The organism is Helicobacter labetoulli, assembly GCF_003670275.1.
GTDB classification, from domain to species: Bacteria; Campylobacterota; Campylobacteria; order Campylobacterales; family Helicobacteraceae; genus Helicobacter_C; species Helicobacter_C labetoulli.
Map to the genome: position 1 here is coordinate 24,156 of NZ_QXJF01000005.1, position 13,605 is coordinate 37,760.

Annotated in this window: 7 protein-coding genes; 6 read left to right on the forward strand and 1 reads right to left on the reverse strand. The window is 39.8% G+C overall.

Annotated features, from left to right (window positions below; genetic code table 11):
* Window positions 1-31: 31 nt before the first annotated feature.
* The 6 genes from EBF12_RS03135 to EBF12_RS03160 all read left to right on the forward strand — a co-directional run bounded on the left by EBF12_RS03135 (window position 32) and on the right by EBF12_RS03160 (window position 12,531).
* The gene (locus tag EBF12_RS03135) at window positions 32-8,707 is read left to right on the forward strand and encodes a DNA-directed RNA polymerase subunit beta/beta' (RefSeq protein WP_121726362.1); all 8,676 of its coding nucleotides are present in this window, start codon (window positions 32-34) and stop codon (window positions 8,705-8,707) included.
* A 92-nt stretch (window positions 8,708-8,799) separates the two neighbouring features.
* Entirely contained in the window at window positions 8,800-9,189 is a 390-nt protein-coding gene (rpsL, locus tag EBF12_RS03140; protein ID WP_002955409.1) for a 30S ribosomal protein S12, read from the forward strand.
* Window positions 9,190-9,202: 13 nt separating this feature from the next.
* A complete protein-coding gene (gene rpsG / locus EBF12_RS03145; protein ID WP_121726363.1) occupies window positions 9,203-9,670 on the forward strand; it encodes a 30S ribosomal protein S7 in 468 nt (155 codons plus the stop codon).
* A 21-nt stretch (window positions 9,671-9,691) separates the two neighbouring features.
* Window positions 9,692-11,770: an elongation factor G gene (gene fusA / locus EBF12_RS03150; RefSeq protein WP_121726364.1), complete on the forward strand. Its 2,079-nt coding sequence runs from the start codon at window positions 9,692-9,694 to the stop codon at window positions 11,768-11,770.
* A 3-nt stretch (window positions 11,771-11,773) separates the two neighbouring features.
* Entirely contained in the window at window positions 11,774-12,046 is a 273-nt protein-coding gene (locus EBF12_RS03155) for a hypothetical protein (protein ID WP_121726365.1), read from the forward strand.
* A gap of 74 nt (window positions 12,047-12,120) precedes the next feature.
* Window positions 12,121-12,531 carry a c-type cytochrome gene (locus EBF12_RS03160; RefSeq protein ID WP_121726366.1) on the forward strand — a complete coding sequence of 137 codons (411 nt, stop codon included), beginning with the start codon at window positions 12,121-12,123 and terminating at the stop codon, window positions 12,529-12,531.
* Between the two features lie 313 nt (window positions 12,532-12,844).
* On the opposite strand, the gene motB is transcribed toward EBF12_RS03160, so the two are convergent.
* Window positions 12,845-13,597 carry a flagellar motor protein MotB gene (motB, locus tag EBF12_RS03165; protein ID WP_121726367.1) on the reverse strand — a complete coding sequence of 251 codons (753 nt, stop codon included), beginning with the start codon at window positions 13,595-13,597 and terminating at the stop codon, window positions 12,845-12,847.
* Window positions 13,598-13,605: the final 8 nt, after the last annotated feature.

Sequence of the window (13,605 nt, forward strand, 5' to 3'; positions counted from 1 at the left end):
TTTAATCTATAGACTGAGAAGGATTCAACATATGGCAAACTTCACAAAATTAAAAAACAGACTCCGAGCAGACTTTACGAAAAATCCTCAAAGCATTGAAGTTCCCAATCTCTTGCTTTTGCAAAGAAACAGCTATGATGATTTTCTTTGCGTTGATAGTGATAAAGAATCTGGTATTGAACGCGTATTTAAGTCTGTTTTTCCTATCCAAGATAGCCAAAATCGTATTACACTTGAATATGCTGGTTGCAAGTTTGGTAAGCCTAAATATACTACTAGTGAGGCAATGGTGCGTGGTGTAACCTATGCAATTTCATTGCAGATTAAGATTCGTCTTGTGCTGTGGGAAAAAGATGAGAAAACTGGCGAAAGACTTGGTGTTAAAGATGTAAAAGAACAAAATATTTTTGTGCGTGATATTCCGCTAATGACAGATAGAACAAGCTTTATTATCAATGGTGTTGAACGCGTGGTGGTTAATCAGCTTCATCGTAGCCCGGGCGTTATCTTTAAAGAAGAAGAATCTAATACTTCATCAAATAAGCTTATTTATACAGGACAAATTATCCCAGATAGAGGTTCTTGGCTGTATTTTGAGTATGATGCTAAAGATGTGCTGTATGCGCGTATCAATAAGCGTAGAAAAGTGCCTGTAACGATTATTTTGCGTGCTATGGGCTATAGCAAACAAGATATTCTTAAGATTTTTTATCCATTGCAAAAGGTGAAGTATCAAAAGGGTAAATATCTTATTCCTTTTGATGTTGATGGTATTGGTACTCGTGCGGAGTTTGATATTAAAGATGCTAAAGGCAATCTTTTGGTTGCATCTGGCAAACGACTTTCAGCCAAAAAAATTAAAGAACTCAAAGAGGCAAACATTGATCTCATAGAATATCCGCTTGAGAGTTTAAGTAACAAATTCCTCGCAGAGCCTGTATCTAATGCACAGGGTGAAGTATTGTTTGATACTCTCACACAGCTTGATGAGCTTAAGCTTAAAAAAATACACGAATCTAAAATCACTGAATTTGTTATTGCTAATGATAGTGCTGTGGGCGTGGATAATTCTATTATCAACTCGTTTATGGCGGATGCAGAATCTCTTAAAATGCTCCGCCAAAGTGAAAAGATTGATGATGAAAATGATTTGGCTGCAATTAGAATCTATAAGGTTATGCGTCCGGGTGAGCCTGTAACAAAAGAGGTGGCTAAAAATTTTGTGCGACAACTTTTCTTTGATTCAGAGCGTTATGATTTGACACGCGTAGGTCGTATGAAAATGAATCATAAGCTTCAAATTAATGTGCCTGATTATGTTACCGTGCTGACACACGAAGATATTCTTAAAACGATTCAATATTTGCTTAAAGTCAAAAATGGACTAGGTAAAATTGATGATAGAGACCATCTTGGTAATCGTAGAATCCGTTCAATTGGTGAGCTTTTGGCAAATGAGCTTCACTCGGGACTTGTGAAAATGCAAAAGGCTATTCGTGATAAGCTCACTTCATTAAGCGGTGCATTTGATACGATTATGCCACACGATTTAGTCAATGGTAAGATGATTACAAGCACGATTATGGAATTTTTCACAGGTGGGCAACTTTCACAATTTATGGATCAAACTAACCCATTATCAGAAGTTACCCATAAACGCCGACTTTCCGCACTTGGTGAGGGCGGGCTTGTGAAAGATAGGGTAGGTTTTGAAGCAAGAGATGTGCATCCTACGCATTATGGTAGAATCTGCCCTATTGAGACACCAGAAGGGCAAAATATCGGTCTTATCAATACGCTTTCAACTTACACACGCGTGAATGATTTGGGCTTTATTGAAGCACCATATAAAAAGGTTGAAAACGGCGTTGTAACCGATGAGATTATATATCTTACTGCAGCACAAGAAGAGGGGCTTGTTATCGCTCCTGCAAGCACGGCTGTGGATAAAGATGGACGCATTATTGAAGATTTGATTGAGACAAGAAAAGATGGGGAGATTCTACTAGGCGAAAAATCTCGTGTGCAGCTTATTGACTTAAGCCCTAGAATGCTTGTTGGTGTTGCGGCTTCGCTTATTCCATTTTTGGAACACGATGATGCAAACCGCGCTCTTATGGGGTCTAATATGCAGCGTCAAGCTGTGCCACTATTGAAACCTGATGCACCTATTGTTGGCACAGGGATTGAGCAAGTTATTGCTCGTGATTCTTGGGAAGCGACAAAGGCAAAAAGAGGCGGTATTGTAGAAAAGGTGGATTCTAAAAATATTTACATTCTTGGTGAAGATGAAAATGGTGCATACATTGATCATTATTATCTTGGCAAGAATCTACGAACAAATCAAAATACTTGCTTTTCACAGCAGCCTATCGTGCGACAAGGTGATAGTGTAGAAGAGGGGCAAATTATCGCTGATGGTCCAAGTATGGATAGTGGTGAGTTGGCTTTGGGTAAGAATATTCGTGTGGCTTTTATGCCGTGGAATGGATACAACTTTGAAGATGCGATTGTGGTGAGTGAAAAACTCATTAAAGAAGACGCTTTTACTTCTATCCATATTTATGAGAAAGAAATTGAGGCTCGTGAGCTAAAACACGGGTTAGAGGAGATTACAGCCGATATTCCCGGGACAAAAGAAACTGAAACAGCACATCTTGATGAAAGTGGGATTGTAAGAATAGGGACTTATGTGAGTGGCGGTATGATTCTTGTTGGGAAAGTTTCTCCCAAAGGGGAGGTAAAACCAACGCCTGAAGAGAGATTGTTGCGTGCAATTTTTGGTGAAAAAGCAGGACACGTGGTAAATAAATCGTTATATTGCCCACCTTCACTTGAGGGAACTGTTGTTGATGTAAAAATCTTTACAAAAAAAGGCTATGAAAAAGATGCTCGTGCCATAAGTGCGTATGAGGAAGAAAAAAAGGTACTTGACATAGAGCATCACGATAGATTGACAATGATTCAACAAGAGGAGACTTTGCGAATCTCACTAATGCTTTCTAAAGAAAAGCTTATTGGTGAGGCAAAAATTGCCGATAAGGTATTTAAAAAAGGTGTTCAGATTCCAAAAGAAGAGCTAAGCGCACTTAATCCTTTTGCTCTTAGCACTTTGATTAAGAGCTATTCAAAAGAGGTGCAAAGCCGATATGAACAGATTAAGACAAACTTCTTAGAGCAAAAGAAAACCTTAGGTGAAGAGCACGAGGAAAAGCTTTCCATCTTAGAAAAAGATGATATTTTGCCAAGTGGTGTTGTTAAGCTTGTAAAGATTTATATCGCTACAAAACGCAAACTCAAAGTGGGCGATAAAATGGCGGGACGACACGGAAATAAAGGTATTGTTTCAAATATTGTTCCTGTGGTAGATATGCCCTATACTGCTGATGGTGAGCCAGTGGATATTGTGCTGAATCCTTTAGGTGTGCCTAGTCGTATGAATATTGGGCAGATTCTTGAAGTGCATTTGGGGCTTGTAGGTAAGAATCTTGGGCGTCAAATTGAGGAAATTTTTCACTCACAATCAAAGCAATGGATAGATACATTGCGTTCAAAAATGATTGAGATTCATAATGTTGTGAATCCCGAAGATAAAGCAATGCTAGATTCTCTTAAAAAGCTTGATGATGAGCATTTATTAGCGTATGCAAAAGATTGGAGTAATGGTGTGAAGTTTGCCATTCCTGTATTTGAGGGGATTAAGCAAGAGCAGTTTGACAAACTTTTTGCTCTAGCAAAGATTGACACTGATGGCAAGACAGAACTATATGATGGGAAAACAGGCGAAAAAATGCGTGAGCGTGTTAATGTTGGTTATATGTATATGTTAAAACTCCATCATCTTGTTGATGAAAAGGTACACGCACGAAGCACGGGACCTTATTCACTTGTAACGCAGCAGCCTGTTGGCGGCAAGGCTTTATTTGGTGGGCAACGCTTTGGGGAGATGGAAGTATGGGCACTTGAAGCCTATGGTGCAGCACATACGCTTAAAGAAATGCTCACTATTAAATCCGATGACACAGAAGGGCGAAGAGGTGCGTATAAGGCAATTACAAAAGGCGAACATGTTGGTGAATCTGAGATTCCAGAAACTTTTTATGTTTTAACAAAAGAGCTTCAGTCTTTAGCACTTGATGTAAATATTTATGGCGAAGAGATTGATGAAAATGGTATGCCTATACCTATCACGATTAAAGAAGATGATCGTCCAAAAGATTTCAGTTCTTTCCAGCTTGTGTTGGCAAGTCCAGAGAAGATTCTCTCTTGGAGTCGTGGTGAGGTTAAAAAGCCAGAAACAATTAATTATCGCACTTTGAAACCTGAACGCGATGGTTTGTTCTGCACAAAGATTTTTGGACCAGTGCGTGATTATGAATGTTTGTGTGGTAAATATAAGAAAATGCGTTATAAAGGCATTGTGTGCGAAAAGTGCGGCGTTGAAGTAACAAAAGCTAAGGTGCGTCGCTCTCGTATGGGGCATATTGAGCTTGTAGCACCTGTGGCACATATTTGGTATGTTAGCTCTTTGCCAAGTCGTATAGGGACATTGCTTGGCGTGAAAATGAAAGATTTGGAACGCGTTTTATACTATGAGGCATATATTGTTAAGTCTCCGGGTGAAGCATTTTACGACAATGAAGGTTCAAAGCCGATTTTAAAATATGATGTGTTGAATGAAGAGCAGTTCCAAAGTATTAATCAACGCTTTGAACATACAGGCTTTGTAGCTCAAATGGGTGGCGAGGCGATTAAGGAGCTTTTAGAAGAGCTAGATTTAACCCAGCTTTTAGGCAGTTTGCGTGAAGAGATTAAATCAACAAATTCCGAAGCAAAGAAAAAGACCATTGTTAAACGCTTGAAAGTTGTTGAAAGCTTTATTAATTCAGGCAACCGCCCAGAGTGGATGATGCTGACTATCTTACCAGTGTTACCACCGGATTTGCGTCCTTTAGTTGCACTTGATGGTGGAAAATTTGCCGTAAGTGATGTAAATGATTTGTATCGCCGTGTGATTAATCGCAATCAACGCTTAAAGCGACTTATTGAGCTAGATTCACCAGAGATTATTGTTCGCAATGAAAAGAGAATGCTCCAAGAGGCTGTTGATGCACTATTTGATAATGGTAGAAATGCTAATGCGGTTAAGGGTGCAAATAAGCGTCCGCTTAAATCGCTTTCAGAAATTATCAAAGGGAAGCAAGGACGCTTTAGACAGAATCTGCTTGGTAAAAGGGTGGATTTCTCCGGAAGAAGTGTTATTGTTGTAGGACCAAATCTTAAGATTGACCAGTGTGGATTGCCTAAAAATATGGCATTAGAGCTATTTAAGCCACATTTGTTTGCCAAGCTTGAAGAAAAAGGATATGCTACAACGCTTAAACAAGCTGTGAAGATGGTTAATCAAAAAACAAATGAAGTGTGGGAATGTCTCCAAGAGATTGTTGAAGGTTACCCAGTGTTGCTTAATCGTGCCCCGACATTGCATAAGCAGTCTATTCAGGCGTTCCATCCAAAATTGATAGATGGTAAAGCAATTCAGCTTCACCCACTTGTATGTTCGGCTTTCAATGCGGACTTTGATGGCGACCAAATGGCTGTGCATGTGCCGCTTTCACAAGAGGCTATCACAGAATGTAAGGTGTTAATGTTGAGCTCTATGAATATCCTTCTGCCTGCAAGTGGTAAGGCAGTAGCTGTGCCTAGCCAAGATATGGTTTTAGGCTTGTATTATCTATCTTTAGAGAAAAAGGGCGTGAAGGGTGAACACAAGATTTTCTCAGGTATTGATGAGATTGTTGTGGCAATTGAGATGGGTGAGCTTGATATCAATGCACGCATTAAGACCGTTTATGAAAGACGCGTGATTGATACAACAGCTGGGCGTATGATTCTAAGTTCTATATTGCCTGATTTTGTGCCGTTAAGCTTGTGGAATCAAACGATGAAGAAAAAAGATATTGGCACATTGATTGATTATGTGTATAAAGAAGGTGGATTGGGAATTACAGCTACTTTCCTTGATAATCTTAAGAATCTAGGATTCAAATACGCAACAAAAGCGGGTATCTCTATCTCTGCGGCTGATATTATTATCCCTCAAAACAAAATGAGTATGATAGAGGAAGCCAAAAAAGAGATTAAGAGGATTCAAGGTGAATTTGAGCAAGGGCTTCTTACTGCACAAGAGCGATACAATAAGAGTATTGATATTTGGACGGAGACAAGCGAAAAAATGGGCAAACTGATGATGGAGAAAGTCAAAACAGATAAAGAAGGCTTTAACTCTATCTATATGATGGCAGATTCAGGAGCGAGAGGAAGTGAAGCACAGATTCGTCAGCTTTCTGCGATGAGAGGTCTTATGGCTAAACCTGATGGCACGATTATTGAGACACCTATTACTTCAAACTTCAAAGAGGGCTTGAATGTATTGGAATACTTTAATTCAACGCACGGTGCGAGAAAGGGTCTAGCAGATACGGCGTTAAAAACGGCAAATGCTGGGTATCTTACAAGAAAGCTTATTGATGTAAGTCAAAATATGAAGGTTACTATTGAGGATTGTGGCACACACGAGGGTGTGGAGATTACAGACATAACTGTTGGAAGCGATATGATTGAGCCGCTTGAAGATCGTGTAGTTGGGCGTGTGTTGGCGCGTGATATTATTGATCCTATTGCTAATGAGATTCTGCTTAGCGAGGGTGTGCTGATTGATGCAGCGATGGCAAAACGCATTAAAGAGGCAAATGTCAAGTCCGTGATGATTCGCACTCCTGTAACTTGTAAGGCTCCAAAAGGTGTTTGTGCAAAATGCTATGGTCTAAATCTTGGAGAATCTAAGATGGTCAAACCGGGTGAGGCTGTTGGTGTATTGGCTGCACAAAGTATTGGTGAGCCCGGAACACAGCTTACACTAAGAACATTCCACGTTGGTGGGACAGCAAGTAGAAGCACAGAGGAGAGACAGATTGTTGCTAAGAAAGAGGGCTTTATACGCTACCACAATATCCGTACTTATACTAATAGTAAGGGACAAAAGATTGTGGCAAATCGTAGAAATGCAGCAATTCTTGTTGTTGAGCCACGCATTAAGGCGGAATTTGATGGAGAGCTTCAGGTTGAAAATATCCACGATGAAGTGCATATTACAATTATCGGCGATAAGAAACGAACAGAAACATATCGCTTGAGAAAAGATGATGTGGCTAAGCAAAATGAGCTTGCTGGGGTTACAGGTAAGATTGAAGGTAAATTGCTTGTGCCACACGAGAGTGGGTATAAGGTTAAAGCGGGGGGTAGTATTGTTGATACCATTATGGATAGTTGGAATGTCCCTGCGCGTATCCCCTATGGTAGTGAGCTGAAAGTTGAGGATAATGCACCTATCTCTCAAAAGATTTTCGCAAAAGAGAAGGGGATTGTTAAGTTCTATGCACTTCGTGCTGATACACTTGAGCGTAACCACGATGTCAAAAAGGGTATGGTTGTATCCGAAAAAGGTATGTTTGCTGTGATTGCTGACCAAAATGATAGAGAGGCTATCCGCCACTATATCGCGAGAACCTCCAAGATTCTTGTTGATGATAATAGTGAGGTGGATATTGATACGCTTATCTCTGAACCAACTTCAGATGAGCATATTGTCGTGGCTGAGTGGGATGCATATAGTGAGCCTGTAATTGCCGATCAAGCTGGGGTTGTATCCTTTAGAGATATTATCGCAGGTATTACGGTGAGTGAGCAAGAAGATGAGAACACACATCAAAAGAACTTTGTGATTAATGAATATGTCCCAGCTGGATACAAACCTATGCTTGTTGTTACCACAAAAGATGGTAAAGAGATAAGCTATCGCTTAGAATCTCGCACATCTATCGCGGTAAATGATGGTGATAAGGTAGAAGTAGCTGATGTTATCGCCAAAGTGCCTAAAGCATTGGCAAAATCAAAAGATATTACAGGCGGTCTTCCACGCGTTACAGAGCTTTTTGAAGCAAGAAAACCAAAAGATACGGCTATTCTTTCCGAGCTTGATGGAACGGTAAGTTTTGGTAAGCCTATACGCGGTAAGGAGAGAATTATCATTACCTCTACTGATGGTCGTGTTGCTGAATATGCCGTGGATAAGAATAAGAAGATTCTTGTGCATGAGAATGAGTTTATCCACGCAGGGGAAGCAATGACTGATGGCGTAGTTTCAAGCCACGATATTTTGCGTATCAGTGGAGAGAAAGAGCTTCATAAGTATATTGTGAGTGAAGTGCAGCAAGTGTATCGCCGACAAGGTGTAAGTATTGCTGATAAGCATATTGAGATCATTGTCTCTCAAATGCTGCGACAAGTAAAGATTGTTGATAGCGGTAATACGAAGTTCATTGAAGGTGATTTGGTCAGCAAGCGACACTTTAAAGAGGAAAATGAGAGAATCTTGCGTATAGGTGGTGAGCCAGCGGTTGCTGAACCAATCTTGCTAGGTATCACTCGTGCGGCTATTGGAAGTGATTCTATTATTTCAGCAGCATCTTTCCAAGAAACCACAAAAGTGCTTACAGAGGCGAGTATTGCAGCTAAAAAAGATACGCTTGATGATCTCAAAGAAAATGTTGTTCTTGGGCGTATGATACCTGTGGGAACGGGCTTGTATAAAAACAAGAAGTTTAACTACAAGTATGATGCACAAGATGATAGAGCAGAAGAATAGGGTAAAATCCTATTCTCTAAGAGAAATAAAAGTTTTAGTTGGGTAGAATCCCCGCATTTTTTATTTTCAAATTTTACATAAAGGAAATGTCAGTGCCAACCATAAATCAATTAATTAGAAAAGAGAGAAAGAAAGTCATTCGCAAGACGAAGTCTCCAGCGTTGTTAGAGTGTCCGCAAAGAAGAGGTGTATGTACGCGTGTTTATACAACAACACCAAAGAAACCAAACTCAGCGTTGAGAAAGGTTGCAAAAGTCAAGCTTACTTCTAAGGTTGAGGTTATTAGCTATATTCCCGGTGAGGGACACAACTTGCAAGAGCACTCAATCGTGCTTGTGAGAGGTGGGCGTGTTAAGGACTTGCCGGGTGTGAAGTATCACATTATTCGTGGTGCTTTGGATACAGCAGGTGTGGCAAAGAGAAGTGTTTCACGCAGTAAGTATGGTGCTAAAAAAGCTAAAGCCGGTGGCGATAAAAAATAGTTAAGGATAGAATATGAGAAGAAGAAAAGCCCCTGTAAGAGAGATTCTAGGTGATCCAATTTATAACAATAAGGTGGTAACGAAGTTTATCAACAAGATGATGCTTGATGGCAAAAAAAGCGTGAGCGAGAAGATCATTTACGCAGCGTTTGATAGGATTGAAGAGAAGAGTGGTGAAAAGGGTATTGAAGTTTTTGAAAAAGCATTAGAGCGTGTAAAGCCACTTGTGGAAGTAAGAAGCAGACGCGTGGGCGGAGCAACTTACCAAGTCCCTGTTGAAGTGCGTCCTACTCGTCAGCAATCTCTTTCTATTCGTTGGTTGCTTGAAGCGACACGCAAGAGAAATGAACGCACAATGGTTGAGCGTTTGGCAAGTGAGCTTGTAGATGCGGCAAATGATCGTGGTGCAGCGTTTAAGAAGAAAGAAGATGTGCATAAAATGGCTGAAGCAAACAAAGCATTTGCACATTATCGTTGGTAATAGAAAGACAAAGGACATATAATGGCAAGGAAAACCCCTTTAGCACGAATTAGAAATATTGGTATTGCTGCACACATCGATGCTGGTAAAACAACAACTTCAGAGCGTATTTTGTTTTATACAGGTGTTAGCCATAAAATAGGTGAAGTGCATGATGGTGCTGCGACTATGGATTGGATGGAGCAGGAGAAAGAGCGTGGTATTACTATTACTTCAGCGACAACCACTTGTTTTTGGAAAGATTACCAAATCAACCTTATTGACACTCCCGGACATGTGGATTTTACCATTGAGGTGGAACGCTCTATGCGTGTGCTTGATGGTGCTGTGGCGGTATTTTGTTCTGTTGGTGGGGTGCAGCCTCAAAGTGAAACCGTGTGGAGACAAGCCAATAAATACGGCGTTCCTCGTATGGTGTTTGTAAATAAGATGGATAGAATCGGTGCAAACTTTTTCAATGTAGAATCTCAAATCAGGCAACGACTTAAAGCTAATCCCGTGCCTATTAATATACCTATTGGTGCAGAAGAGAATTTTAAGGGTATTGTAGATTTAATTCAAATGAAAGCTATCGTTTGGAATGATGAATCTATGGGGGCTAAATATGATGTGGAAGAGATTCCAGCTGATTTATTAGAAAAGGCTAATGAGTATCGTGAGAAATTGTTAGAAGCCGCAGCCGAACAAGATGAAGCTTTGATGGAAAAATATCTTGGTGGAGAAGAGTTAAGTATTGAAGAGATCAAAAAGGGTGTTAAGATAGGCTGTCTCAATATGAGTCTTATTCCAATGCTTTGTGGCTCAAGCTTTAAGAATAAAGGCGTTCAAACACTTCTTGATGCTGTTGTTGATTATCTTCCCGCTCCTACTGAAGTTGCTGAGATTAAGGGTATTGATCCAAAAGATGAGTCTGAACTTAGTGTAGAATCAAGTGATAATGGTGCATTTGCTGGTTTGGCATTTAAGATTATGACAGACCCATTTGTTGGACAACTTACATTTGTTCGTGCATATCGTGGAAAATTAGAATCTGGAAGTTATGTCCTTAACTCTACAAAGGGTAAGAAAGAGCGTGTTGGGCGACTTTTGAAAATGCACTCCAACAAGCGAGAAGACATAAAAGAGATTTATGCAGGTGAGATTTGTGCTTTTGTTGGTTTAAAAGATACGGTTACGGGTGATACGCTTTGTGATGAAAAAGTGCCGGTAATTTTGGAGCGTATGGATTTCCCAGAGCCTGTGATTCAAATTGCTGTTGAACCAAAAACAAAAGCAGACCAAGAGAAAATGTCTATCGCTTTAGGTAAGCTTGCAGAAGAAGATCCAAGCTTTAGAGTAAACACACACGAGGAGACAGGGCAAACGCTTATTGGTGGTATGGGTGAGTTACACCTTGAAATCATTGTTGATAGATTGAAAAGGGAATTTAAGGTTGAGGCTGAAGTAGGTGAGCCACAAGTTGCCTTTAGGGAGACTATCCGCAACGCAGTAGAGCAAGAATGTAAATATGCAAAACAATCTGGTGGGCGAGGTCAGTATGGACATGTTCATATCAAGCTAGAGCCAAAAGAACCTGGCGAAGGGTATGAATTTGTAAATAATATTAGTGGGGGTGTGATTCCAAAAGAGTATATTCCTGCTGTTGATAAAGGGATTCAAGAAGCAATGCAAAATGGTGTGTTTGCTGGATATCCTGTCGTAGATTTTAAAGTAACTCTCTACGATGGGAGTTACCACGATGTGGATTCATCTGAAATGGCGTTTAAAATCGCTGGTTCTATGGCATTTAAAGATGCTTGTCGTAAAGCAAATGCAGTGCTGTTAGAGCCTATGATGAAGGTTGAGGTTGAGGTCCCTGAAGAGTATATGGGTGATGTCATAGGAGACTTGAATAGAAGGCGTGGGCAAATAAATTCAATGGATGATCGTATGGGATTAAAGATTGTAAATGCATTTGTTCCATTGGCTGAGATGTTTGGGTATTCTACTGATTTGCGTTCAGCTACACAGGGTAGAGGCACATATACTATGGAATTTGATCATTATGGCGAGGTTCCAAATAATATTGCCAAGGAAATTATGGAGAAAAGAAAGGGGTAACATATGAAAAGGTTAGCTTTAGTTTTGGGTTTAGGTTTAATATTTGCGGCGTGTGGTGATAACATAAAGGAAAAAGAAGCTCCAGTAGCACCGGCACCAGAGCAAAGAGAATCTGCTGTGCCTCTTGTTGAAGATCCAGGTATTGAGATTAAGGACCCAAAAGCAACGGAGGCATCTGCAGAGGCTAATGCTGAGGTTAAGCCTGAATCTGATGCTTCAGCAGCGAGTGAAGAGCAAACGCAGTCTAGTGAGCAAAAGGAAGAAAAAGCTCAATAGTGCAATATTCTCTCCTTTATGCGTTCTATTTGCCATAAAGGAGAGATGTATAATCTAAGAAAGGTGAAGGAAAAATGTATAAGTTTATTCTTTTGGCTTTTTATCTCTCTTTTTTATTTTTTACTGCCTGTTCTACTGATGATAAAACTACACAGTCAAATCAAACTATACCTTTAACACAAGATTCTATCACTACATCTTCTAGCGATAATTCTCAAGATTCTGTGCAAAATACATCTGATCCAGAGCTGCTGTATGCTCGTTGTGCCTCCTGCCACGGCAAAGATGGCAAAAGTGTTGCACCCGGTAGTGTAGGCAATGTTTTAATCGCTTCATTAAATAAGAAGCAGGTTATAGAATCTTTAAAAGGCTTTCGTGCGAGAACTTTGAGTAGGGGTGGTAATTCTGTGATTATGTATATGCAGACAAAGCATTTGAGCGATGCTGATATTGAGGCGTTGGCAACATATATTGATGCATTTTAAGTGAGTTGCTTAAACTTCTTGAAAATTCTATATAGTTGCTTGAAATTGCAATATAAATCTCTCGACTTATATAAAGGCAGAGTAATAAGTGCTTCCTACCAAAGATTATAAAAAAGTTTCTTTAAAAAACCCAAATGTAAGTCTATAAATTCAAGTGTTTTGACAAAACAAATAAGCTCTGCCTACTCATTTAAAAACACAATAGCTTTATGTTGCTTAGTCTAGAATCTAACGAGGCAATCTTTGCAAAATCATTGTTGAATCTTTACAATCAATCACACAAAGCTTGATTGTTGTGAAGATTCTAAATCTATTATTGTGAATTTTGTAAAGTCTCTTCTAGGATAGACTGCGTTGCAGGGACATCTTTTTGATCTACAAAGAAAAATATCTCCACACGATTATTCTTGGCACGATTAATGGGGCTGTCATTTGGTGCAACTGCTTGATGTTCTCCATAGCCAGAAAAAGAAATGCGTTCGGGTGAGATTCCATTTTTAATAAGATTTTTCATTACAGCAAGAGAACGCGCTGAAGAAAGCTCATAATTATCCTTGTATCTTGAACCAATAGGTAATGAAGCATTATCGGTATAGCCCCGCACATCAATCTTAACATAATCGGGCAGTTTTTTAATAATCGCTGTCATACGCTGAATATATAAATATACATCACTATTATTAATCTCTGCACTTCCAGATTCAAAAAAGAGATTTGAGGGTAGTCGCAAAGACAAGCCCATCTCCATTTGCTCTAAAATCCCACCTTCTTCTGCCATTTGTTGAATCTCAGCTGTTGTAACTGAAGAGGTTTGGCTCACAGCTCCACTTTCATTCTCCACCTCACTATCATTAATATCGTCTTGATTTGAGGGAAGCGGCGAAGTGAGTGTAAAATCAAAAATTTTTACAAATTCCGTTTTTAGCGCCTCAGAATCCGCAGAGCTTGAGGAAGAGATTGCCCACAAGGCAATGAAAAGCGCCAAAAGCAAAGAGAGAAAGTCCGCGTAAGGAACAGCCCACTTCTCACCAGCTGGGCATTCAGGACATTTTTTCTTTTTTGCCATAATCTTTG

Excerpts from the sequence above, each read along its gene's own strand:
- EBF12_RS03135 (WP_121726362.1), top strand. The coding sequence starts at position 32 with ATGGCAAACTTCACAAAATTAAAAAACAGACTCCGAGCAGACTTTACG.
- rpsG (WP_121726363.1), top strand. The coding sequence starts at position 9,203 with ATGAGAAGAAGAAAAGCCCCTGTAAGAGAGATTCTAGGTGATCCAATT.
- fusA (WP_121726364.1), top strand. The coding sequence starts at position 9,692 with ATGGCAAGGAAAACCCCTTTAGCACGAATTAGAAATATTGGTATTGCT.
- EBF12_RS03155 (WP_121726365.1), top strand. The coding sequence starts at position 11,774 with ATGAAAAGGTTAGCTTTAGTTTTGGGTTTAGGTTTAATATTTGCGGCG.
- EBF12_RS03160 (WP_121726366.1), top strand. The coding sequence starts at position 12,121 with ATGTATAAGTTTATTCTTTTGGCTTTTTATCTCTCTTTTTTATTTTTT.
- motB (WP_121726367.1), bottom strand. The coding sequence starts at position 13,597 with ATGGCAAAAAAGAAAAAATGTCCTGAATGCCCAGCTGGTGAGAAGTGG.